The following is a 24,031-nucleotide window of genomic DNA, read 5'->3' on the forward strand; positions in this document are numbered from 1 at the left end:
TCTTTGGAGCGCACTGGCCCAGAGCCATACGACCCAGCCAATGCTGCCTGAATATCAGCGTATCAGCGGCGTTTCGGGGAACTTAAATTCCGTAGGTTCCGATACTTTAGGCAACATGATGGCGGCGTGGTCCGACGGGTTTAAGCGTTTGTACCCGGGGGTAAATGTTCAGCTGCAAACCCCCGGCTCTGCCTCGGCGGCCCCCGCGCTGGTGGAAGGTACAGCACAACTTGGCCCAATGAGCCGTCCGATGCGGGTCAGTGAAGAAAATGCGTTCCAAGCGCGATTCGGTTATCCACCCACCGCTGTGCCGGTGGCGATTGATGCCATGGCGGTTTATGTCCACCAAGATAACCCACTACAGAGAATTAGCTTCAATCAGCTGGATGCTATCTTTTCGCGAACGCTCTGGTGTGGGGCGAGTGAGTCTATTACTCGCTGGGGGCAGTTAGGACTTACCGGACGTTGGCAACATCGCGATCTACAATTATTTGGGCGTAACTCGGTATCCGGTACCTATGGCTACTTTAAACAGGCGGCATTGTGTCGTGGTGACTTTCGCGCCAATGTCAACGAGCAACCGGGATCGGCATCTGTGGTGCAATCTGTGGCCTCCTCATTAAATGCGATTGGATACGCGGGGATGGGTCACCAAGCGTCGGGGGCGAAAATGCTCGCCGTCGGTCATCCCGGTAAGCCTGCTGTTCTGCCGACTCAGCAGTCAATTCGCGATGGTGAGTACCCACTTACACGGTATTTATACCTCTATATCAATAAAGCACCCAACGCGCCGCTAGCTCCGCTTGAGGCGGCGTTTATGGGGTATATCCTCTCTGCACAAGGGCAAAAGGAAGTAAGCCGAGAAGGATATATTCCCCTCCCGGCGCAAGTGGTGCATGCGCAGCGCCATGCACTTGGATTGGATTAGTCGCTAAAACAAAGCGACCAACCCGCCGCTTTCCAGTAGTCTTGCTCTGCGGTCAGGTCGGCCGCAAGTAAGCGATTATCATCCAGCCAGCCTTTGGGAAACTGCAGCTGCCAACCGCCGTTTTTATCGATAGTCACCGTAATCTCGGGGAGAGCTTCGTCATTGCGCTGTGAGTGCAACACACAGGCGAGCCGCAGTGCGCAGATAAGCGTTTCGATCAGTTTGGGTTTAAACAAGGTGAATTTGGGCATTTCTCCCAGCTTTAACGCTTTACGATGAAAGCGCGCAAGGGTTGCCAAGACGGTTTGTTGCTCTTGGTTAAACCCGGGTAGGTTAGTATTGCTGAGAATATATGCTGAATGTTTGTGATAGCCCGGATAACCAATGCTTAACCCCACTTCGTGCAATAAAGCGGCCCAATTGAGTAATCCAGCCAATTCCGCTTTTTTACTGCCTTGTTCGGGCTCCGCTTGTGCGTAGAAGTGGGCGGCGGTTTGCTGGACTCGCCGTGCATGGGCAAGGTCGACATTGTAGCGTGCGGCCATATCATCTGTAGTTCGGCCACGGATGTCGGTGCGTTGGAAGCGCTCTTCCATCTCATACAGTAAGCCCTCACGCAGGGCACCATCTGAGAAGCGCAATTCATCAATTTTGAGCGCGTCGAGAACACCGGATAAAATCGCCACCCCAGCGGCAAAGACCGGCTGCCTGTCTTCGGTCAATCCCGGTAAATCGATGCTGTCACTGTGTTTGAACTTTAATAGCTTTTCAATCACATTATCCAAGCGCTTGCGCGTGATAATGCCATCCTCATCGCCCAACCCAATCACCACCTCGCGAATGGCTTTAATGGTGCCCGATGCGCCTAACGCGACTTGCCATCCTGCTTTGCGATATTGACTCGCCAGACTTTCCAATTTTTGTTGGGTAGCCGTTTGGGCTGCGAGAAATTGCTTTTCACTCAGCGCGCCTTGTGGGAAAAAGCGTTCGTTATAGCTGACACACCCCATGCGTTTGCTATTAACGAGCAGGGGCTGAAAGTCTTCACCAATCACCAGCTCGGTTGAGCCTCCACCGATATCAATGACTAAACGGCGACCCAGATTTTGCTGGGTGTGAGAGACCCCCAGATAAATCAGGCGTGCTTCTTCTTCACCCGCAATAATTTCAATCGGGTAAGGGAAGACTTGATTCGCCCGTTCAATAAATTCATGTGCGTTTTTGGCTTGGCGTAAGGTATGGGTTGCTGCGATCCGAACGTTGTCTATCTCGATGCCATTGAGGCGTTCGGCAAACATGGCTAAACAGTCGACACCACGTTGAATGGCCTCGTCGCTTAGGCGCTGCTTTTTATCCAATCCTGCGGCTAATCGCACCCGCTGCTTGTGACGACTGATAATTTGTAGGCCTTGCCCGACCACGCGGGCAACCACCATATGAAAGCTATTAGAGCCAAGATCGACGGCCGCAATCTCTCTCGGCTTATCATTACTTGCTTTGGGGTGTGTCATGCTGCAACTTTTCCGCGTGTTTGAGTTCCTGTCTCTCTAACTGCTTGAGGAAATCGTAAGTTTCGATTTGCGAGCGAATTTTTTTCTTGTTCCCTCGTTTAACATAGGTATTCGACATCTCCTTGTCGATGATACGCGCCTTGGTCCGATCGGAAAATTGGATCTCAAGGATGTCCATGATACGTTCTTTTAAACGCGGATCGCGGATGGGCGCACCGACTTCGATACGGTTATCGATATTGCGGGTCATCCAGTCGGCGGAAGAGATATAGACATCACGCTCCCCACCATTTTCAAACGCAAATACACGCGGGTGTTCTAAAAACCTATCGACGATACTGATCGCCTTGATATTTTGACTCACGCCTTTCACGCCCGGCACTAAAGAGCACATGCCGCGTACAATCATGCGAATTTTCACCCCTTCGCTGCTGGCCCGGTAAAGTAGATTGACCAGGCTTTTATCGACCAGATTATTCACTTTTAAGGTGATCCCGGCCTTACGCTTGGCTTTCGCGTGTTCGATTTCGCGCTCAATCAGCTTTTGAATGCGGCGTCGAGAGTTACGTGGTGACACGATCAAATGATTGAACTTGACCGGACGATAAGGGTTTTCGATAAACTCGAAGACCTTACGAATTTCAGACGTGATCTGCTGATCGGCGGTAAAGAGTGCAAAGTCGGTATAAATACGGGCCGTTTTTTCGTGGAAGTTACCGGTGCCAATGTGGCCATAATCACGTAATTCGCCATTTTCTCGCCGTGAGATCAGGCAAAGCTTGGAGTGAATTTTAAGCCCTGGAGTACCAAACACGACCTTGACGCCCGCATCGGTGAGCACGCGCGACCATTCGATATTGGCTTCTTCATCAAAACGGGCTTGTAGCTCGACCACCACGGTCACGCGCTTGCCGTTATTGGCCGCATCAATCATGGAGTTAATGATCCGCGAGTTCTTTGCCACTCGGTATACGTTAATGCGAATGCTGCGCACGGACGGATCAAAAGAAGCCTGGCGAACCAGCTCCGTCATATGGCGGAAGGTGTGGTACGGATAGTAAAGCAGGATGTCGCGCTCACGAATGGCATCGAAAGCATTGTTATGTAATTGAAAATCGGCCGATTCGAATGGCGGCAGTGGTGGGTTTTCCAGATATTTTCGCCCGACGTTAGGAAAGCCGATAAAGTCACGAAAGTTATGATAACGCGCACCGGGTAGGACGCTGTCATAATCAGAAATYTTCAGCACTTGGATGAGTTTACTCACCATTTCCGGCGGCATATCCCGTTGGTAGACAAAGCGCACCGGGAGAGCGGTGAGGCGTTGGTCCAAGCTTTCCGACATGTTCTCGAGCAGGCTGTGCTCTACCTCATTAGTAAGATCGTACTCTGCATCTCGGGTCATTTTCATGGCATAGGCATCGACCGTGTCGTAGTCGAAGAAGCCGCTGAAAATTTGGTCAAGACATAGTCGAATGATGTTGTCGAGCAAGATGATGGTTTTGCGCTGCCGTTTACCCTTGGGCTCAGGGACTTTAATAAAACGGTCAAGATCATCTGTTGGGATCTCAATCAACGCATACTTGGGCTCTTCCCCTTCTTTTTTAAGCTGTACGGCGAGGTACGAGTAGGCATCTTTCAGAAAGCTCAATACATCGACGTCTTTGGTCAGCATAATAGGCGTAATGTAGGGCAGAATATTGCTACGAAAATAGCGCTTTAGCCATTGGGATTGGTTATCGGTGAGCTGACGTTCGTTAACGAGAAAGATATTGCGGCGTGCCATCTCTAGCAAGATATCGTTGTAGAGATGGTCGAAATCTTGGTTTAGTTTGACGACTTTCGCTTGAATTTTACTTAAAAGTTCTTTGGCATGACTATCGACTCCACGCTCTTCGTCAATGATGATACGGCGTTTAACGTCCGCGAAACGCACTTGATAAAACTCATCAAGGTTGGAGGAGAAAATCCCCAAAAAACGAACACGTTCGATAATGGGGACGCTCTTATCGGCGGCTTCTTGGAGGACGCGTTCGTTAAAAGATAGCCAACTTAATTCTTTGTCGACGTGGTAAGTATCTAGTGTCATAAAGCGTGAGAAAATCCTGTTCTACTGGGTGAAATTACTGTCAAACTCGACGATCAAATCGTCGGACAGTGCTTCAAGGGCTTCGTGTAACATGGAGACATCCGCATCCGGCGGAATATCCAGATAAAAATCAGCAGTAAATATTTGCCCACCGGTATTGGCTGCGCTTTGTGTTTGCGCATTGAGTTTATTAATAGTGATACCGTGAGCGGCCAGTAATTGGCTGAGTGTTTGAACAATGCCGCGGCGATCGTTGCCCGTGACCGACAAGGTATGTGTGGTCGGGTTAGGGGTGACTGGCTTAGCGTCGGTGATCAGCAGCTGTAAGCCATCCAATTCGCGAAGCGCATGGACTAGCGCATCCGCATGGGTATCAGACACAGATAGATGGATGATCCCTGCGAATTGTCCGGCGAGTTGGCTAAGGCGGCTGGCTTGCCAGCTTCCGTGATGCGTAAAAATGGTCTGTGAGATTTGATCAACCAGCCCAGCGCGATCGGGACCCATCAGTGTGATAACAAAATGCTTCATGCGTGATCCTTACGGCGATTGTCGGGTCAATTATTGAGGCCGGTCAAGGTGTTGTCTATGCTGCTTTGCAGTAAAGTCGCTAAACTGTGCCCAATATCAACCTGCGCCAGCCTAAAGCCCGTTTGTTTCATTTTTATTGCGTACAGCCTTCGGTGGTATCCCTGTTCAGAGTGGGGGTGTCATAAAAATGTCATTGTAATGACATACAATTAAGGGCTTGATCTAAAACAAGAGGCACGAATGACCCACACTTCACCATCACTCAAAGATGCCAATCGAGTAAGACGTTTAAAAGACACGTTTACACGGCATACAGTACGTCTTGGTGGCGTGATGGTATTGGTCACTTTACTGCTCTTGTTCTTTTATTTGCTGACCGTCGTGTTACCGCTTTTTCATCAAGCGAGTATGACGCCGACCGGCCGTTTTAGTGTGCCAACACCAGCTACGCCGCACTTTATTGGCGCTGACAATCGTGAGCAGCTGGTTTATGCGCTTGATGATAGTGGCACCTTAACCGTAGCTCGTCGTCCTTTACAGGTCGACCAAGTTGCCACTGTGATGTTGGCGCGTAACTTATCAGATATTCCTCGTCCTGCGATGGCGACAGTGCCTGCCACCGCGCCCTTTATGGCTGTAGAAATAAAACCGGGACAAGTAGGCGTTTGGCAGCTACGTTTTCGCGCTGAATATGGCGACAATACCTCGGTATTACCCAAGCTGCGCCGTATGGCGGCATTTCCTTTACCTGTGATACTGGACTCGTCGGCGCTACGCCAATTAGCGCTCGCTGTCCCAGACAGTTTACACGGGGAAAATATAGCCCCTGTTTTGGTGGCGGTGACACACACGCAGGATCTGGTGCTTTATCGCAGTGGACGGATTGAACGGCACTCGCTGAGTGAGCCGGTTGATAATATAGCGCTCTCGCCTGACGGACAGCGCCTCTTTGTGCGTCAAGGCAGCACACTGACGGTGTGGCGAATTCACGGGCAACAGATGGCCATACGTGAAACCATTAATCTTGCCAATGTGGTGGAAAGTCCGGTTCAGGCGATGACCTTGCTCGCAGGTGGGCGTTCGTTAATGTTACACCATCAAGATGGCGGCTTGAGTCAGTGGTTTGATGTGGTGAAAAGTGGCCAGCCATCGCTGACCGAAGTGCGGTTATTTCAGCCAGCTAAAGGGAAGTTTGTGGCCTCACCGGAGTTGCATCGTAAAAGTATTGCGGTTGCGGATGAGCAAGGGGGGCTGAGCTTGCTGCATGCGACCAGCGAAAAGCAACGTTATTTTGCGGCCATGCTCGATACCTTGCCGCAAGCAATGGCGTTTTCTCCTCGTGCACAGGCACTGATTACCGTCACCGATGGTGTATGGCAATGGTTTGCTATCGATAACCCACACCCAGAAGTTAGTGTTCACTCACTTTGGGAGAAGGTCTGGTATGAAGGGTACGCAGAGCCCCAATATGTGTGGCAATCCACTTCTGCGGATGACACGTTTGAAGCTAAATTAAGCGTGGTTCCGGTGATTTTTGGCACCCTGAAAGTGGCACTCTTTGCGCTTGTATTTGCCGTCCCGATGGCGATTGGTGCGGCGATTTATACTGCCTATTTTATGTCTTCGGGGTTACGTAAAGTCGTGAAGCCGACGGTTGAAACCATTGAGGCACTGCCAACCGTGATCATCGGCTTTTTAGCCGGGCTCTGGTTAGCACCTTGGGTTGAGCAACACCTGCCCACGGTATTTTTACTGTTGCTGATGGTGCCACTTTGTTTGCTGGGTCTTAGCATGATTTGGCGAATGATCCCGCGCTATGTACGCCGCCGCTTACCGGACAATGCACAAATCTTGGTGATCATTCCGGCCCTGTTACTGATTGCGTTGGTGGCTTGGCAATTAGGGCCTTGGTTAGAACACCTATGCTTTGACGGCGATGCGCGTCGCTTTATCACCCATGAATTAGGGATAGGCTATGACCAGCGTAACGCGCTAGTGGTCGGTATTGCGATGGGCTTTGCGGTAGTGCCAACCATTTTCTCGATTGCGGAAGATGCCATTTTCTCTGTACCGCCGCATTTAAAAAGCGGCGCGTTGGCCTTGGGGGCCACTCATTGGCAGACATTGACACGTGTGGTATTGCTCACCGCAAGCCCGGGTATTTTTTCGGCGGTGATGATGGGACTCGGACGTGCGGTGGGCGAAACCATGATTGTACTGATGGCGACCGGGAATACGCCTATCATGGATTGGAATCTGTTAGAGGGGTTGCGCACCTTGTCCGCCAATATCGCGGTTGAAATGCCCGAGTCTGAGGTGGGGAGTTCCCATTATCGCGTGTTATTTTTAACCGCATTTATTTTGTTTGTATTTACCTTTGTGTTTAACACCTTAGCTGAACTCGTACGCCAACGCTTGCGCGACAAGTACAGTAACTTATAGGTGGGGATGAGAGCTCGTATGCGCGCATGGATGAAATCAGGAACCCCTTGGGTGTGGATAAGCGCAGGCATGGTCAGTGTCAGCTTGATTGCGATCCTTGGTGTGTTGCTTCTTATTGGTGCGCGCGGGTTGGGCTATTTTTGGCCTACGCCCATCACCCAGTTCACGCTCAATACACCCGAAGGCCAAGAAACGGTGATTGGGCAGATTTACCAAACGGACCGTGTCGACGCGACGCAACTGCAAGATGCAGGCATCACATTACCGGAAGATGCTAACCCAGATTATGCCCGTTTAGTGGTCAAAATCGGTAATCGCGAGCGTGACGGGGTGGACTTCCGGCAGTTGTTGGCGTTTAACATTCGCAGCCAATTTACTCCGGCATCGTTAGCCATGATAGAGCGGGTCGAGAATGGGATGTTCTATGGATGGCCTGTTGCGCTGGTAGATGAGAAAGGTACGCGCCATCGCCTAGATGAGGCAGATCTTGAAGCGCGCCTTGACGACTTGTCCGCGCGACGTGATGTGATTGATGATATTGAACGTGTCCACCTCGCCAGTGTCAATTATCAACTGGAACAGCTGCGTTTAGAGGAAAAACGCTGGGCCTTGGCCCATGCCGCAAATCGTGAGCCCCCGGCCCATATTTCAGAGCAGCGCGCGCAGCTATTGGACCAATATTCCCAGCTCGAGAAGAAGCTGGAAAGTTTACGCCATCACCAAGATGATGCCATGTTGGTGGTCAAAGATAGCCATCATGAAGAAGTGCTACTGCCACTTCGTAACGTCTTGGCGGTATGGTACCCCAACGCAATGAGCGGGGTTGAGAAGCTGCTCTTTTGGGGTCATCAAATTGGTGCGTTTGTCTCAGAGCCACCACGGGATGGTAATGCTTCTGGCGGCGTGTTCCCGGCCATTTTTGGCACTGTATTTTTGGTGCTGTTGATGGCTGTGATTGTAACGCCGCTTGGGGTGATTGCCGCGGTGTATCTTCATGAATATGCGCCAAAAACCGCGTTTACACGGATGATTAGGATTGCAGTTGTCAATTTGGCCGGGGTACCTTCGATCGTCTATGGCGTGTTTGGTTTGGGCTTTTTTGTCTATTTCATTGGTGGTTCGATTGATGAGCTCTTTTATCAAGCCGCTCAACCGGCCCCTGTCTTTGGAACGCCGGGCGTACTTTGGTCAGCGTTAACATTGGCGATTTTGACGCTGCSCGTGGTCATTGTATCGACGGAGGAAGGGTTGGCACGCATCCCGACCAGTGTTCGTCATGGTGCGTTTGCATTAGGTGCGACCCAAGCCGAGACACTGTGGCGAGTCGTGCTGCCGATGGCAAGTCCGGCGATGATGACTGGGCTGATCCTCGCCGTTGCACGTGCAGCCGGTGAGGTTGCGCCTTTGATGCTGGTGGGGGTAGTGAAAGTGGCACCAGCTTTGCCGGTGGATGGTAACTTCCCCTTTTTGCACCTCGAACGTAAGTTTATGCATCTGGGATATCATATTTATGATCTTGGCTTTCAGAGTACCCATATTGAATCGGCACGCCCTCTGGTATATGCCACCTCGTTTTTACTGGTGTCTGTGATTGTGGCGTTAAACCTTGCCGCTATCGGGATCCGCCATTACTTGCGTGAAAAGTATCGCGATTTGGAACAATAATGATGAGGCTCGACAAGCTATGTTTTCGATAAACTCCCGAATTGGCCTGACTCCCGAGCTCGATTTGGCAAATTTGCCTGAAGAGCAAACCGCGCTGTCGATCCGTCATCTCAATTTGTACTATCAGCAAACACAAGCTTTGTTTGATATTAATATGCGGATCCCAAAGGGAAAGGTCACGGCGTTTATCGGCCCGTCCGGCTGTGGTAAGTCGACCTTGCTACGCTGTATTAATCGGATGAATGATCTGGTTGATGGCTGTCGTGTTCGCGGGGAAGTGACCCTGCATGGGCAGAATATTTACGATCGCGACGTTGATGTGCCTGCATTACGCCGCCAAGTTGGTATGGTGTTTCAGCGGCCCAACCCTTTTCCTAAATCTGTTTATGAAAATGTGGTGTTCGGATTACGCCTGYAGGGTATCAATGATCCCCGGGTGCTCGATGATGCGGTAGAGCGAGCGCTGCGAGGGGCGGCTTTGTGGAATGAGGTAAAAGACAGACTCAATGATAATGCATTTGGCTTGTCAGGCGGTCAGCAGCAGCGTTTGGTTATCGCCCGTGCGATCGCGATTGAACCAGAGGTATTGTTGCTCGATGAGCCTTCATCAGCGTTGGATCCGATTTCAACGTTGACGATTGAAGAGTTGATTAATGATTTGAAAAGCCAATACACCGTGGTGATCGTCACCCATAATATGCAACAAGCCGCGCGTGTCTCGGATCAAACCGCATTTATCAATATGGGGCGTTTGGTGGAATACGCGGACACGGACACCTTGTTTACGACGCCGAAAAATAAACAAACTGAAGACTATATAACTGGTCGCTACGGATAAGGAGCAGGCCTTGGACAACCATAACATCAGTCGCCACATTTCAGGACAGTTTAATGCCGAGCTTGAAGCCATTCGAACCCATGTTTTAACCATGGGGGGGTTGGTCGAACGCCAACTGACCGATGCACTACGTGCCATGCATAACCAAGATGTCGATCTGGCGCGTCATGTTATTCGTGAAGATCACAAAGTCAATGGCATGGAAGTAGCGATCGATGAGGCGTGCACGCGAATTATTGCCAAACGTCAGCCGACCGCCAGTGACTTGCGACTGGTGATGGCGATCATCAAAACCATTACCGATCTTGAACGTATTGGTGATGTGGCGGACAGCATCGCGAAAATGGCATTGGATAACTCCAGTCACTCTCAGCAGCCTTTTCTCGTCTCGCTGGAAGCGCTAGGGCAACGTGCGGCGAAAATGCTGCACGAGGTACTGGATGCGTTTGCCCGTATGGATATTGAGGCGGCGATGCGGGTGTATCGAAAAGATGACTCCTTAGATCGTGAATACGAAGGGATCTTGCGTCAACTGATGACCTACATGATGGAAGACCCACGCTCAATTCCTAACGTGCTGAAAGTGATGTGGTCAGCACGCGCCATTGAGCGTGTTGGCGACCGCTGTCAGAATATTTGCGAATACATCATTTACTTTGTGAAAGGAAAAGATGTTCGCCATATTCAAAAAGAAGAGCTGGAAAAACTGCTTAAATAAGGGTTAATCGTCTGGCTCATTATTGAGCCACTCGCTGACTTGATCGGGCACAAAACTTTGCTCTTCAAGTGGCATGCGTACGTAGCCTTCTTTATTGATTTCAGGTAGATCGACCTCGGGGTAGGTGATTTCTTGATACGGGATCTGCGATAACAAGTGCGCAATGCAATTGAGCCGTGCGTGCTTTTTATTGTCCGCTTCGACCACCCACCACGGACTGTCTTTGGTGTCTGTGTAAGCAAACATACGATCTTTGGCCTCGCTATATTGCACCCAGCGGCTGCGAGACTCTAAGTCCATCGGGCTGAACTTCCAGCGCTTAATGGGGGTGCTAATACGTTCGGCAAAGCGTTTTTCTTGCTCGTCGTCAGAAACTGAAAACCAATATTTAATCAAGATGATGCCAGCACGCATTAACATGCGTTCAAACTCGGGACAGGTACGTAGAAACTCTTCGTATTCTTCGTCGGAGCAAAATCCCATCACCCGCTCAACCCCCGCTCGGTTGTACCAGCTGCGGTCAAACAGAACGATTTCACCACCGGCAGGCAGGTGCTCAACATAACGTTGGAAATACCATTGGGTACGCTCGCGCTCGGTGGGCTTATCTAGCGCGACGACGCGACATACACGTGGGTTGAGTTTTTCGGTAATACGTTTGATCACGCCACCTTTGCCCGCGGCGTCTCGCCCTTCGAATAACACCACCACTTTGAGGCGCTCTTGCTTGACCCACTCTTGCAGTTTGACTAGCTCGGTTTGTAGCTCCGTCAGTTTCTTTTCGTAGTGCTTTTTGCCGATTTTACTTGATGTTTTATCCGACAAGGGAAACTCCTTTTCACACCATTGTGCTTTTACGGTAGAAAACTCGCCTTTACGATGCAACGCTACCGCCTCGAGGACGGCGATCGCGCATCAAAATATCCGAGTCAGTCACAGTTCAGTGTTGTGCCATAGCCTGTTGCACGCACTCACAAGCGTGCGGAAAGGGCTTTTATTTGCCGGATAATGGCGGGGTTGGTCATTGGGTAGCAGGCATCATCACCTTCGCCCATGGTGGCCATTGCCCGGTGTTGCATGGCACTGGACTGATCCATACGGGCAGATAAATGAATTTCACGCGCGCCGCAGTGGGAGAGGATCGCCGCAGCATTATCAGGCGTGACCCCCGCGCCAGGCATGATCTGTAAAGCAGCCTGTCGGGTCATTTCTACCCAGCGTTTCAGTGCCTCTTTACCTTGCTCTGCGCTGCTGGCTTGGCCCGAAGTAAGTACCCGCTCAATCGCGGGACGCGCTAAAAGCGCTTCCAGTGCTGATTCAGGATCGGCGCAGTGGTCAAACGCGCGATGAAACGTCACGCCCATGCCTTTGGCTTCTGCCAACATGTCATCGATAAGCGGTAAGTCGAGCTGTCCTTGGGCTGTCAGTGCGCCGATCACCACACCTGCACATCCAGCTTGGCGTGCCATCGCAATATCCTTGAGCATGACTTCTGCTTCGTCACTGCTGTATAAAAAGTCTCCCTCACGTGGCCGGATAATGGCATAAATGGGGATATTCGCTTGTTGGGCGGCAAGTTGCATATAGCCGTAACTGGCCGTGAGTCCACCAAGGCGCAGTGCACTACACAGCTCGATGCGGTCAGCGCCAGCGCGCTCTGCCACCTTTAAAGAGCCAATACTATCAATACAAACTTCGACCAAGACAGACATACCACCCCTTAGTGAGCAACACAGTGTCAATAATAGAGGCTGTATTGTGACAGCAGGCTGAAGAATTACCTAGTAGAAGCGGTAGAAAGCGAGGGGGATCGTGACGATGCAAGTAACGTGTCATGGGGGACTAGATACAAAAAGGGCCCGGTTTAACCGGGCCTCATTATTATCTCACATTGTCCAGTGCGTAGGGCACGTCACCTTTTGACAGTTAATAATTACAGGTCAGCAGAGTGCTCAGACAGGTATGCAGCAACACCTTCTGGTGAGTCTTTCATACCTGCTTTACCTTCTTCCCACTGTGCTGGGCATACTTCACCGTTCTTCTGGTGGAAGCTCAGTGCATCAACCATGCGCAGCATCTCGTCGATGTTRCGGCCAAGTGGCAGATCGTTTACGACTTGGTGACGTACAACGCCTTCCTCATCGATGAGGAAAGAACCACGGAAAGCAACACCTGCTTCTGGATGCTCTACGTCGTACGCTTTGCAGATTTCGTGTTTAACGTCTGCAACCAGTGGGTATTTAACCGCACCGATACCACCGTCTTCGATGGCAGTTTTGCGCCATGCGTTGTGTGAGAACTGAGAGTCGATAGACACACCGATAACCTCAACGCCCTTCGCTTGGAAGTCTTGGAAACGCTTATCGAATGCAATCAGCTCTGATGGGCACACGAAAGTGAAGTCGAGTGGGTAGAAAAAGACAACAGCTTTTTTGCCTTTGGTGAACTCTTTCAGGTTGAAGTTTTCAACGATTTCGCCATTACCTAGTACGGCTGCGGCAGTAAAATCTGGTGCTTGACGACCTACGAGTACCATAACTCAGCTCCTAATTAAAAAGTTTGCCTGAAGATCAGGTTCCTATATAAGCGAGACAAACTATAGCTGACTTGCTACATTGAAAAAAGTGGAATTAATAGATTGTTATAATCGAAAAAAACGATTGTATAAAGTTTGACAGAATGAACAAATATCCATCACTTAAGCAGCTACACTATCTGGTTACCTTGTCAGAAACTCGCCATTTTGGCGAGGCGGCGAAACTGTGTTTTGTTAGCCAATCGACCCTCAGTGCCGGGATCCAAAATCTAGAAGAGTTGATTGGTGCCCAGCTCATTGAAAGAGACAATAAAACCTTGGTACTGACTGGTATGGGAGAGGAAGTGGTACGCCGCAGCCGCGAAATCCTTGCCCGAAGCCAAGATTTAATGGAGCTCACTCACGTCCAGTCTGATCCTATGCATGGCAAAGTCCGTTTGGGCTGTATTCCGACTATCGCTCCGTTTTTACTCTCCGACGTGGTCCAGCAGGTAAACCAGCGCTATCCCAATTTAGATCTCTTGTTACGAGAAGATACCACCGCGAATTTGCTTACCGCGCTCAAACACGGCGAAATGGATGTGCTGATTTTGGCCTTACCGATGGATATCGGCGCCATGACTAGCCGCATTGTTGGCCGTGATCCTTTCAAGATGGTGATGAGCCGCAAGCAAGCCGCGCAATTAACGCTGCCGGTGGATTACGGTGCCTTGCCCGATGAGTCGGTGTTTTTGCTCGAGCGCGAGCACTGYCTCACGGACCATGCGGTATCTGCCTGYCARATGACRGCCTCACAGAAGATTAACCCGTTTATGGCGACCAGCTTACATACCTTGATTCAGATGGTCGCCAACGGCAATGGCGTCACATTTATTCCGCAAATGGCGATTGATCATGGCTTAATCGATAATCTCGACGTGCATCTAGAAACGCCACCCGGACGCGCCGCGTATCGTGAAATTGGCATGGTGTGGCGTCCATSATCGAGTCGCATTGATACCTTTAATAAATTGGCTGATCTGGTTGCAGCATTACTTAATCGCACTGACTAGCTAGCGATCATCTGCTATTTAGGTTTTTATCTCGATTAATAGCAGATTAAGTAGCATATTCCTCTGCAATAAAACCTCATTAAGTGAAATAGAATCGTTGGATTATTATCACGCCAGTGAGTCGGTTTATAATCAACGCATCTTGCTGTTTCGATTAACTGGCTGATAATAATAAATTTATTACCTCTCCCACACATCTTTTGTCGCTTAATGTGTAATTAAATTACGTAATGAGTTACAAATAGGTGACAAAAATATGATCTGCGTAGCAGGTTTATATCCTCCTAATAATTCGTACAAAAAAATCAATTCGAGCTAATGCTCTATTTTATTTAACTTTCTGTTTTGTTTGTATTTATGTGTTTTTTGTTGCGAGGTTGAAATGAATCTCTAGTTGATTTTTACGCCAAACTACGCCAACTTGATTAAACAGTGACCACATTGTCTAGAAAAGTTGCAGTGTGGCGGAATAATCATTTTTGTTGTGATTGGATTACAACTGAGGCCAGGGAGGCAACATGACTGAAGCGTGTTCAACGTTACGTGAATCGCTGGTGCTGACAGAAGCGTTATCACCGGAACAAGCTGAAATACTAACCGATGATGCGTTATGTTTTGTGGCGAGTCTCGCTGATAAGTTCGCATCACGCGTGCCTGAGCTGCTCGCGGCGCGAGAAGTCCGTCAGCAGCGCATTGACGCAGGCACCTTGCCAGACTTTTTACCCGAAACCGAATCAATTCGCCAAGGGGACTGGACCATTCGTGGGATCCCCAGCGATCTGCAAGATCGCCGGTTAGAAATCACCGGACCTGTCGATCGCAAAATGGTGATTAACGCACTGAATGCGAATGTGAAGGTCTTCATGGCAGACTTTGAAGACTCATTTGCACCGGCGTGGCCGCAAGTGGTTGAGGGGCAGCGGAATTTGCGTGATGCGGTCAACGGCACCATCAGTTATACCCACCCTGACACTGGTAAGCGTTATCAGCTCAATGATAATCCGGCTCGGCTGATCTGCCGCGTGCGTGGCCTTCACCTCACGGAAAAGCATGTAGAGTGGCAGGGCAAACCTATTCCAGGCGCTTTATTCGACTTCGCTTTGTATTTTTTCCACAACTATCGTCGCTTATTGGAGACCGGCTCGGGTCCTTACTTTTATGTGCCGAAGTTACAAGCCTATCAAGAAGCCGCATGGTGGAGTGACGTCTTCTCATTTGCTGAAGATGAATTTGGTCTAAGCCGTGGCACCATTAAAGCCACCGTATTGATWGAGACTCTACCTGCCGTGTTTGAGATGGATGAAATTCTTTACCATCTTCGCGACCACATTGTGGCTCTAAACTGCGGCCGCTGGGATTATATCTTTAGCTACATCAAAACCTTGCGTAATCATCCGGATCGCGTCTTGCCGGATCGCCAAGTCGTGACCATGGATAAACCTTTCCTCAATGCTTACTCCCGTTTGTTGGTAAAAACTTGCCACAAGCGCGGTGCGTTAGCGATGGGCGGTATGGCCGCGTTTATTCCCAGTAAAGATCCGGCTGAAAACCAGCAGGTGCTGGATAAGATTGAAAAAGATAAAACCCTCGAAGCCAATAACGGCCACGACGGTACATGGATTGCGCACCCGGGGCTGGCAGATACCGCTAAAGCGGTGTTCGACCGCGCACTGGGTGACAAGCCTAACCAGTTACATATCTCCCGCGAGCAAGACGCGCCGATTACCGCCGCCGATCTCCTTGCTCCTTGTGACGGAGAGCGCACCGAAGCGGGAATGCGACACAACATTCGGGTCGCGGTGCAATACATCGAAGCATGGATCTCAGGTAATGGGTGTGTGCCGATTTACGGCTTAATGGAAGACGCCGCCACTGCCGAGATTTCACGTGCGTCGATTTGGCAATGGATCAAACATCAAAAGCCATTGAGCAATGGCCAAGTAGTTACCAAGGCATTGTTTGAGCAATACCTCAGTGAAGAGATGAAAGTACTGGAACACGAGTTAGGGGCCGATGTCTTTGCCCGCGGGCAATATCAGCAAGCAGCCGCCTTGATGGCACAGCTGACGACCAGTGATGAGTTGGTCAACTTCTTAACCCTACCTGGGTATCAGTATTTGCCATAGTGGCACGGAAGCAACACAACAAAATGGATTGACAGGACTGGGCTTGCGCCCGAGAAATAAGAGGAATGGAACATGACTTTAACTCGCCAACAACAAATCGCTCAACTGGAAAAAGAGTGGGCAGAAAATCCACGTTGGAAAAACGTAAAACGGACTTACAGCGCGGAAGAGGTGGTGAACCTACGCGGCTCTTTTGTCCCAGAAAACACCATTGCCAAGCGCGGTGCCGCTAAGCTTTGGGATCTTGTCAATGGTGAGGCCAAAAAGGGCTATGTGAATTGCCTTGGTGCACTCACTGGTGGGCAAGCTGTCCAGCAGGCCAAAGCGGGAATTGAAGCCATTTACCTCTCCGGCTGGCAAGTGGCGGCGGATAACAACACTGCCTCAAGCATGTATCCAGACCAATCACTGTATCCCGTCGACTCGGTACCTGCGGTGGTAAAGCGCATTAATAATGCTTTTCGCCGTGCCGACCAGATCCAATGGTCGAAAGGGGGCAGCCCGGAAGATGGCATTGATTACTTTTTGCCGATTGTTGCCGATGCAGAAGCAGGCTTTGGCGGCGTACTCAACGCGTATGAGTTGATGCGCAGCATGATTGATGCAGGTGCCGCTGGGGTGCACTTCGAAGATCAGCTCGCGTCGGTGAAAAAATGTGGCCACATGGGGGGCAAGGTATTGGTGCCGACCCAAGAAGCGGTGCAAAAACTGGTGGCAGCGCGTTTAGCAGCGGACGTTGCAGGGACAGATACCTTAGTCATTGCGCGCACCGACGCCAATGCGGCAGACTTGCTGACGTCGGATTGCGACCCCTACGATAAGGACTTTATTGTCGGCGAGCGTACGGCCGAAGGCTTTTACCGTGTGCGTGCGGGGATTGAGCAAGCCATTTCTCGCGGCTTGGCCTACGCGCCGTATGCCGATTTAGTTTGGTGTGAAACGGCCAAACCTGATTTAGAAGAAGCGCGTCAATTTGCCGAAGCCATTCACGCCAAATACCCCGATCAATTGCTGGCTTATAACTGCTCTCCGTCATTTAACTGGGAGAAAAACTTGGATGCAGACACGATTGCCCGTTTCCAACAAGCGCTTTCTGACATGGGCTATAAGTATCAGTTCATCACCTTAGCGGGTATTCATAATATGTGGTACAACATGTTTGATTTAGCCCACGCTTATGCGCAAGGTGAGGGGATGCGTCACTATGTCGAAAAAGTGCAGCGCCCAGAGTTTGAAGCGGCTGAACGGGGCTACACCTTTGTGGCGCACCAGCAAGAAGTGGGCACGGGTTACTTTGACCAAATGACCAACACCATTCAGGGTGGTCAATCGTCGGTGACAGCGTTGACTGGCTCAACCGAAGAAGATCAGTTCTAACCCATGCGGATGGGACGAAACGGGGAGTGGCGACACTCCCCTTTTTTATTCGTCGGCCTCCATGGGCTCAGTTTCTTCTTGGATTTCCAACAAAGTTGAGGCTATGGCGACAAAATCGCTGTCGGTAATAATGCCAACCAACTTCTGATTTTTAATCACAGGCAAACAACCGATTTTGCGCTCTAGCATGGTCAAGGCGGCTGCGCGTAGAGAGGCTTCTGGATCCACCGTCACTAGTTGACGATGAGCAAAATGCGACAGGGGCGTATTCATTTCGTTGTCCCCGTTAGTCGCTTTACCTAACGAAGAGGCTTGAGCGGATAGCACGTCGCGTTGCGTCACGAGTCCTACCAGTCGCTGCGCATCATCAACCACAGGTAAATGACGAAAGCGTTCGGCACTCATCAGCGTATGAGCGTCGGCCAAGGTGTGTTCCGGGGAGAGCGTATGTGGATGCCGGGTCATCATGTCATCAACGATAAACATGGCACCTCCTTACAGTAAGACAGGGAAGGGAAGCTATACTTACACTCTAGTCTACCTAGCACTAATTCGACGTGATACGTATCAAGGATAGTTGTTATAAAAGGCAGGCGAAGTGCAATAAGATGTGACAGTTTAAGCGGCGACTAATCCTCCACCTTGCTTGATATTCACCGTGGTGAACCTATACTAGCGGCCTGCTTTTTATCTAGGCAAATGTCATGCAATTATCCGATTTTCACTTTGAACTTCCCGATGAGTTAATTGCACGCTATCCGCAGCCGGATCGCAGTGCAAGTCGCTTATTGTCACTCGATGGCACAAGCGGTGAGGTGGTACATCGTCAGTTTAAAGATATCCTCGAGCTGGTTGAGCCTGGGGATTTGATGGTGTTCAACAACACACGAGTGATCCCTGCGCGTGTGTATGGCCGCAAAGCGTCGGGCGGTAAAATAGAGGTGCTGGTGGAGCGCGTGCTCGACGAACGTCGTTTCCTCGCCCACGTGCGCGCGTCTAAAGCCCCCAAACCCGGTGCCGAATTATTCCTTGGCGATGACGGACAGATCCCTGCAGAGATGGTGGCACGCCACGATGCTTTGTTCGAAATCCAGCTAAACGGCGATAAAGGCGTGGTAGATACGCTTAACGACATCGGCCATATGCCGTTGCCGCCATACATCGACCGCCCTGATGAAGAGAGCGATAAAGAACGCTATCAAACTGTGTATAACCAAAAGCCCGGGGCAGTTGCTGCGCCAACGGCGGGGTTACACTTTGACGATGCCATTATGGCTGCGCTTAAAGAAAAAGGCGTCAATATGGCGTTTGTTACCTTGCACGTCGGCGCCGGAACATTCCAACCCGTGCGCGTTGATAATATCGAAGAGCACGTAATGCATGCAGAGTATGCGGAAGTGCCACAAGAGGTTGTTGATGCGGTGAACCACACCCGTGCGCAAGGTAAACGCGTGATTGCGGTGGGAACCACCTCGGTGCGTTCACTGGAAAGTGCGGCACAAGCGGCGAAGCAAAACGGTGAGCCGTTGGCGCCATTTTTCAACGATACTCAGATTTTTATCTATCCTGGTTATCAATGGCAGCTGGTGGACGTGTTAGTGACCAATTTTCACTTGCCGGAATCAACCTTGATCATGCTGGTGAGCTCTTTTGCCGGTTACGAACATACCATGGCCGCCTATCGTGCGGCAGTTGAAGAGCGCTATCGCTTTTTCAGCTACGGCGATGCCATGTTTATTACCCGTCAGCAAGACGCTGACTCATCGACAACGACACGAGATTAACTGCTCGTGCGATGCTTGCGGCATGATAAACCTTGCACGCATAAGACACACGCCAGACTGTTTCTCTGGCACTGAGGAGGATTCGTGGAATACGAACTGAAGAAAACCGACGGACGCGCCCGCCGTGGCCGTTTGATCTTTGAGCGCGGGACTGTAGAAACCCCAGCATTTATGCCGGTAGGAACGTACGGGACCGTAAAAGGAATGACCCCAGAAGAAGTTAAAGGAACCGGTGCCGAAATCTTGCTTGGCAACACCTTCCACCTTTGGCTACGTCCGGGTCAAGAGGTAATGCGACTGCACGGGGATTTGCATGACTTTATGCAGTGGCAAGGACCCATCTTGACCGACTCTGGCGGCTTCCAAGTCTTCAGCTTGGGCGATATCCGTAAAATCACCGAAGAAGGGGTTCATTTCCGTAACCCTGTGAATGGTGATCGCATCTTTATGGATGCGGAAAAATCGATGGAGATCCAATATGACCTTGGTTCAGACATCGTAATGATTTTTGATGAGTGTACCCCTTACCCTGCGACGCACGCCGAAGCGAAAAAGTCGATGGAGATGTCATTACGCTGGGCAAAGCGCAGCCGCAATCACTTTGACAAATTAGGTAACAAAAATGCGCTGTTCGGTATCGTGCAAGGTGGTGTATATGAAGATCTGCGCGATGTATCGGTCAAAGGGCTCACTGAGATTGGCTTTGATGGTTATGCTGTCGGTGGTTTGGCCGTGGGTGAGCCAAAAGAAGACATGCACCGCATCTTGGAGCATACCTGTCCGCAACTACCAGAAGATAAGCCCCGCTATCTGATGGGCGTGGGTAAGCCTGAAGATTTGGTGGAAGGCGTTCGTCGTGGCGTAGACATGTTTGATTGTGTGATGCCAACCCGAAATGCCCGCAACGGCCACCTCTTTATTACCGGCGGTGTGATCAAGATCCGTAATGCGAAACATAAAAGTGATACCTCGCCACTGGATCCAGAGTGTGACTGTTACACTTGCCGCCATTACAGCCGTGCTTACTTGCACCATTTAGACCGCTGTAACGAAATTCTTGGCGCGCGCCTCAATACCATCCATAACTTACGTTACTATCAACGAGTGATGGAAGGTTTGCGTCACGCGATTGACGAAGGTAGATTAGATGCCTTTGTAGAGGATTTCTACGCGCGTCGTGGCAAGGAAGTGCCGCCGCTCGACTGATTTCGAATTCAACAACTAGAACGAGGACGTGATTGAATGTTTATCTCACAAGCTCACGCAGCCGCTGAAGCCGGACCACAAGGTGGTGGTATGCAGCTATTTATCATGCTTGGCCTTTTTGCGGTGATTTTCTACTTTATGATTTACCGCCCGCAAGCCAAACGTGTTAAAGAGCACAAGAACTTGATGGCTTCTATGAGCAAAGGGGACGAAGTACTGACCGGTGGTGGTTTGGTGGGTAAAATCACCCAAATCGCTGAAGACAATGATTTTATTGTCATCGCCCTGAACGACGACAACGAAGTGACGATTAAAAAAGACTTCGTGACCGCTGTTCTACCTAAGGGTACCATCCAGTCTCTTTAATTCTCGCAACCATAAAGGATGCATGCTGTGCTAAACCGTTATCCTTTGTGGAAGTACATCATGTTGCTGGTAATCTTGGTTACCGGCATCGTGTATGCGCTTCCCAATTTATACGGTGAAGATCCAGCAGTACAAATTTCCGGGGCGCGTGGCGCCTCGGTAGATATGACTGCGCTGGACTCCATCAAACAAACCCTCGAATCCAACGATCTCTCCTATCAATCTATCGCGCTCGAAGACGGCACCGTGTTGGCCCGCTTTAAAGACACTGAGACCCAAATCAGTGCTCGCGATCTTCTGATGTCCCGTTTTGATAGCAACGACTATGTGGTGGCTTTAAACCTGGCTCCGGCGACGCCGACTTGGCTAGACGCGCTGGGTGCCACGCCTATGAAGCTTGGTCTTGACTTGCGTGGCRGTGTGCACTTTCTCATGGAAGTGGACATGGACGCGGCACTCGAAAAGCTGATGACGCAGCAGGAAGACAGCTTCCGTACTGATCTGCGCGAAGCGCGTATTCGCTACCGCGGCATTCGAATTGAAGATAATACCCGCGTTGTGGTGCTTCTGCGTAATGCGCAAGACACAGACAAAGCACTTGAGCTGCTGTCGAACAACTATCTGGATATGAACTTCTCGGTAGATGGCGATCAAGGCAAACTGACCGCCGTCTACAAAGAAGAGCGCCTGAAAGAAATTCGTAACTACGCGGTGGCACAAAACATCACCATTTTGCGTAACCGTGTGAATGAATTAGGTGTGGCCGAGCCATTGGTGCAACGTCAAGGCGCGAGCCGCATTGTGGTTGAGCTTCCGGGTGTACAAGATACGGCGCGTGCGAAAGAAATTCTTGGCGCGACGGCGACCTTGGAATTTCGCGAAGTGGATCAAGACGCCGACTTGTCTGCTGCCATGGCTGGCCGAGTGCCGCCGGGTAGCGAGCTGATGATGACCCGTGATGGTCGTCCAACCGTGTTGAAAAAGCGCGTGATCCTGACCGGGTCTCATATTACCGATGCGAGCTCGTCACGTGACGAATACAGCCGTCCTCAAGTCAATATCTCGCTAGATAGCGAAGGTGGCGACAAGATGTCGGACTTCAGTAAACGCCATATTGGTGAACTGATGGCAACGGTTTTCGCTGAGTACAAAGACAGCGGAGAGCGCGACGAAAACGGCAAAGTGATCTTGGAAAAGCACGAAGAAGTGATCAACCAAGCGACGATTCAATCGGCGTTGGGGCGTAACTTCCGGATTACTGGCATCGACTCGCCTGCAGAAGCACACAACCTCGCGTTGCTGTTACGTGCAGGTGCCTTGATTGCTCCCATCTCTATTGTTGAAGAGCGCACCATTGGTCCATCTATGGGGCAGCAAAACATCAATATGGGTGTGCAAGCCTGTATCTGGGGATTGGTTGCGGTGATGATCTTCACCTTGATTTACTACCGTCGCTTTGGCCTTTTTGCTAACTGTGCGCTGTTTGCGAATATCGTGCTGATCATCGGTATCATGTCTTTGATTCCTGGGGCGACCATGACGCTACCCGGCATTGCCGGTATTGTCCTCACCGTGGGGATGGCCGTGGATGCGAACGTACTTATCTTTGAGCGTATCCGCGAGGAGCTGATTGAAGGGCGTAATCCACAACATGCGATTGATCGGGGTTACTCCAATGCCTTCAGTACCATTGCTGATGCCAATATCACCACATTGATCACTGCCATCATCTTGTTTGCAGTGGGTACAGGGGCAATCAAAGGCTTTGCTGTGACGCTGTCGATCGGTATTTTGACCTCAATGTTTACGGCCATTATCGGTACACGTGCGCTGGTTAACCTGGTGTACGGCGGTAAACGCGTCAAGAAACTGTCGATTTAAGGGAGCCAAGCATGTTTCAAATTTTTAAACCAGACATGTCGATCAACTTTATGCGTTGGTCCAAGTTGGCCTTCGTTTTTTCGCTTGTCATGATTGCCGCGTCTGTGGTCACCCTGTCAACCAAATGGTTGAATTGGGGGCTGGACTTTACTGGCGGAACCCTGATTGAAGTCGGCTTCGAGCAGCCGGCAGATTTGCCTGCAATTCGTGAAGCCTTATCTGCTGATGGGTTTGACGATGCGGTGGTGCAAAACTTCGGCAGCGCTACGGATGTGAWGGTCCGTTTGCGTCCGCGCGATGATATGCAGGGCGAAAATCTGGGTAACGAAGTGCTCCGTGCGATCAAAGAAGGCACGGGTGAAGCAGTCGAAATGCGCCGGATTGAGTTTGTGGGTCCAAACGTCGGGGACGAACTGACCGAAGCGGGTGGTCTGGCGATCATCATTGCCTTGGTTTGTATTTTGATCTACGTCTCATTCCGCTTTGAGTGGCGTCTGGCTGCCGGTGCAGTTATGGCGTTGGCGCATGATGTGATCATCACCTTAGGGATCTTCTCACTGTTCCAAGTTGAAGTAGACTTGACCATTGTTGCCGCGTTGCTAACGGTGGTGGGTTACTCGTTGAACGATACCATCGTGGTATTTGACCGGATTCGTGAAAACTTCCGTAAGCTGCGTAAAGGCGAGTCGGATGAGATTATCAACGCCTCTATCTCACAAACCTTAAGCCGGACCACGATTACATCCGGGACCACCTTGTTTGTGGTTATCGCTCTATTCACCTTGGGCGGTTCAATGATCCACGGGTTTGCCATGGCATTGCTGATTGGTATCACGGTAGGTACGTATTCTTCGATTTACGTTGCGTCAGCGTTGGCGCTGAAATTGGGGATTACTCGCGAGCACTTGCTGGTACCCGAGGTGGAAAAAGAAGGTCAAGAGTTCGACTCTATGCCTTAATGCTGTCGGCTACCGACTCGGT

General features: G+C 50.5%; 20 protein-coding genes. 13 read left to right on the forward strand and 7 right to left on the reverse strand.

The window, feature by feature from the left end; translation table 11 throughout:
* The first annotated feature begins 40 nt into the window (after positions 1 to 40).
* Positions 41 to 928, forward strand: coding sequence for a PstS family phosphate ABC transporter substrate-binding protein (locus BZG83_RS00005; protein WP_077478936.1), 888 nt, complete (start codon positions 41 to 43; stop codon positions 926 to 928).
* Here the strand turns inward: BZG83_RS00005 and ppx are convergent.
* Genes ppx through BZG83_RS00020 form a run of 3 tightly spaced genes read right to left on the reverse strand, consistent with a single transcriptional unit; the run spans position 925 to position 5,059 of the window.
* Positions 925 to 2,439, reverse strand: a complete 1,515-nt coding sequence (ppx, locus tag BZG83_RS00010) for an exopolyphosphatase (RefSeq protein ID WP_077478892.1) — start codon at positions 2,437 to 2,439, stop codon at positions 925 to 927. The two genes, BZG83_RS00005 and ppx, sit on opposite strands and share 4 nt — an antisense overlap.
* Positions 2,417 to 4,528, reverse strand: a complete 2,112-nt coding sequence (ppk1, locus tag BZG83_RS00015) for a polyphosphate kinase 1 (protein ID WP_077478893.1) — start codon at positions 4,526 to 4,528, stop codon at positions 2,417 to 2,419. The genes ppx and ppk1 overlap by 23 nt, the downstream gene beginning before the upstream one ends.
* A 21-nt stretch (positions 4,529 to 4,549) precedes the next feature.
* Entirely contained in the window at positions 4,550 to 5,059 is a 510-nt protein-coding gene (locus BZG83_RS00020; RefSeq protein ID WP_077478894.1) for a glycine cleavage system protein R, read from the reverse strand.
* A 240-nt stretch (positions 5,060 to 5,299) separates the two neighbouring features.
* On the opposite strand from BZG83_RS00020, the gene BZG83_RS00025 reads away from it, so the two are divergent.
* From BZG83_RS00025 to phoU, 4 genes are read left to right on the forward strand one after another with little or no spacing between them, the layout of a single operon-like run.
* Positions 5,300 to 7,501 carry an ABC transporter permease subunit gene (locus tag BZG83_RS00025; protein WP_077478895.1) on the forward strand — a complete coding sequence of 734 codons (2,202 nt, stop codon included), beginning with the start codon at positions 5,300 to 5,302 and terminating at the stop codon, positions 7,499 to 7,501.
* 18 nt (positions 7,502 to 7,519) lie between these two features.
* Positions 7,520 to 9,166, forward strand: a complete 1,647-nt coding sequence (gene pstA / locus BZG83_RS00030) for a phosphate ABC transporter permease PstA (RefSeq protein ID WP_077478896.1) — start codon at positions 7,520 to 7,522, stop codon at positions 9,164 to 9,166.
* A 19-nt stretch (positions 9,167 to 9,185) separates the two neighbouring features.
* A complete protein-coding gene (gene pstB / locus BZG83_RS00035) occupies positions 9,186 to 10,004 on the forward strand; it encodes a phosphate ABC transporter ATP-binding protein PstB (RefSeq protein WP_077478897.1) in 819 nt (272 codons plus the stop codon).
* A gap of 10 nt (positions 10,005 to 10,014) precedes the next feature.
* The gene (phoU, locus tag BZG83_RS00040) at positions 10,015 to 10,722 is read left to right on the forward strand and encodes a phosphate signaling complex protein PhoU (RefSeq protein ID WP_069590609.1); all 708 of its coding nucleotides are present in this window, start codon (positions 10,015 to 10,017) and stop codon (positions 10,720 to 10,722) included.
* Positions 10,723 to 10,725: 3 nt separating this feature from the next.
* On the opposite strand, the gene ppk2 is transcribed toward phoU, so the two are convergent.
* The 3 genes from ppk2 to BZG83_RS00055 form a co-directional block, all read right to left on the reverse strand.
* A complete protein-coding gene (gene ppk2, locus BZG83_RS00045; RefSeq protein WP_077478898.1) occupies positions 10,726 to 11,547 on the reverse strand; it encodes a polyphosphate kinase 2 in 822 nt (273 codons plus the stop codon).
* 146 nt (positions 11,548 to 11,693) lie between these two features.
* Positions 11,694 to 12,434: a copper homeostasis protein CutC gene (locus BZG83_RS00050; RefSeq protein WP_077478899.1), complete on the reverse strand. Its 741-nt coding sequence runs from the start codon at positions 12,432 to 12,434 to the stop codon at positions 11,694 to 11,696.
* A 221-nt stretch (positions 12,435 to 12,655) separates the two neighbouring features.
* Positions 12,656 to 13,258 (reverse strand): peroxiredoxin C, encoded by a 603-nt coding sequence (locus BZG83_RS00055; RefSeq protein WP_069590615.1) that lies wholly within the window; start codon positions 13,256 to 13,258, stop codon positions 12,656 to 12,658.
* Positions 13,259 to 13,401: 143 nt separating this feature from the next.
* Between BZG83_RS00055 and BZG83_RS00060 the strand changes: the two genes are divergently transcribed.
* From BZG83_RS00060 to aceA, 3 genes are all read left to right on the forward strand, one after another.
* Complete coding sequence (locus BZG83_RS00060) at positions 13,402 to 14,310, forward strand: hydrogen peroxide-inducible genes activator (protein ID WP_077478900.1); 909 nt, start codon at positions 13,402 to 13,404, stop codon at positions 14,308 to 14,310.
* Positions 14,311 to 14,828: 518 nt separating this feature from the next.
* Positions 14,829 to 16,436 carry a malate synthase A gene (aceB, locus tag BZG83_RS00065; RefSeq protein ID WP_069590619.1) on the forward strand — a complete coding sequence of 536 codons (1,608 nt, stop codon included), beginning with the start codon at positions 14,829 to 14,831 and terminating at the stop codon, positions 16,434 to 16,436.
* A gap of 72 nt (positions 16,437 to 16,508) precedes the next feature.
* Entirely contained in the window at positions 16,509 to 17,813 is a 1,305-nt protein-coding gene (gene aceA, locus BZG83_RS00070; RefSeq protein ID WP_069590620.1) for an isocitrate lyase, read from the forward strand.
* A gap of 45 nt (positions 17,814 to 17,858) precedes the next feature.
* Here aceA and BZG83_RS00075 read toward each other — a convergent pair whose 3' ends face one another.
* On the reverse strand, positions 17,859 to 18,299 hold the full coding sequence (locus BZG83_RS00075; RefSeq protein WP_069590622.1) for a CBS domain-containing protein: 441 nt from the start codon (positions 18,297 to 18,299) through the stop codon (positions 17,859 to 17,861).
* A gap of 218 nt (positions 18,300 to 18,517) precedes the next feature.
* Here BZG83_RS00075 and queA point away from each other — a divergent pair, with 218 nt between their 5' ends.
* From queA to secF, 5 genes are all read left to right on the forward strand, one after another.
* The gene (gene queA, locus BZG83_RS00080) at positions 18,518 to 19,597 is read left to right on the forward strand and encodes a tRNA preQ1(34) S-adenosylmethionine ribosyltransferase-isomerase QueA (protein ID WP_077478901.1); all 1,080 of its coding nucleotides are present in this window, start codon (positions 18,518 to 18,520) and stop codon (positions 19,595 to 19,597) included.
* An 84-nt stretch (positions 19,598 to 19,681) separates the two neighbouring features.
* Positions 19,682 to 20,803, forward strand: coding sequence for a tRNA guanosine(34) transglycosylase Tgt (gene tgt, locus BZG83_RS00085; protein ID WP_069590626.1), 1,122 nt, complete (start codon positions 19,682 to 19,684; stop codon positions 20,801 to 20,803).
* 36 nt (positions 20,804 to 20,839) lie between these two features.
* Complete coding sequence (yajC, locus tag BZG83_RS00090; protein WP_069590628.1) at positions 20,840 to 21,169, forward strand: preprotein translocase subunit YajC; 330 nt, start codon at positions 20,840 to 20,842, stop codon at positions 21,167 to 21,169.
* 27 nt (positions 21,170 to 21,196) lie between these two features.
* Entirely contained in the window at positions 21,197 to 23,050 is a 1,854-nt protein-coding gene (gene secD, locus BZG83_RS00095; protein ID WP_077478902.1) for a protein translocase subunit SecD, read from the forward strand.
* A gap of 11 nt (positions 23,051 to 23,061) precedes the next feature.
* Complete coding sequence (gene secF, locus BZG83_RS00100) at positions 23,062 to 24,009, forward strand: protein translocase subunit SecF (protein ID WP_077478903.1); 948 nt, start codon at positions 23,062 to 23,064, stop codon at positions 24,007 to 24,009.
* The last annotated feature ends 22 nt before the right edge of the window (positions 24,010 to 24,031 follow it).

It is taken from the genome of Salinivibrio sp. PR919 (genome assembly GCF_001995355.1).
Lineage (GTDB): Bacteria > Pseudomonadota > Gammaproteobacteria > Enterobacterales > Vibrionaceae > Salinivibrio > Salinivibrio proteolyticus.

Excerpts from the sequence above, each read along its gene's own strand:
- BZG83_RS00005 (WP_077478936.1), top strand. The coding sequence starts at position 41 with ATGCTGCCTGAATATCAGCGTATCAGCGGCGTTTCGGGGAACTTAAAT.
- ppx (WP_077478892.1), bottom strand. The coding sequence starts at position 2,439 with ATGACACACCCCAAAGCAAGTAATGATAAGCCGAGAGAGATTGCGGCC.
- BZG83_RS00020 (WP_077478894.1), bottom strand. The coding sequence starts at position 5,059 with ATGAAGCATTTTGTTATCACACTGATGGGTCCCGATCGCGCTGGGCTG.
- BZG83_RS00025 (WP_077478895.1), top strand. The coding sequence starts at position 5,300 with ATGACCCACACTTCACCATCACTCAAAGATGCCAATCGAGTAAGACGT.
- BZG83_RS00050 (WP_077478899.1), bottom strand. The coding sequence starts at position 12,434 with ATGTCTGTCTTGGTCGAAGTTTGTATTGATAGTATTGGCTCTTTAAAG.
- aceA (WP_069590620.1), top strand. The coding sequence starts at position 16,509 with ATGACTTTAACTCGCCAACAACAAATCGCTCAACTGGAAAAAGAGTGG.
- BZG83_RS00075 (WP_069590622.1), bottom strand. The coding sequence starts at position 18,299 with ATGTTTATCGTTGATGACATGATGACCCGGCATCCACATACGCTCTCC.
- queA (WP_077478901.1), top strand. The coding sequence starts at position 18,518 with ATGCAATTATCCGATTTTCACTTTGAACTTCCCGATGAGTTAATTGCA.
- yajC (WP_069590628.1), top strand. The coding sequence starts at position 20,840 with ATGTTTATCTCACAAGCTCACGCAGCCGCTGAAGCCGGACCACAAGGT.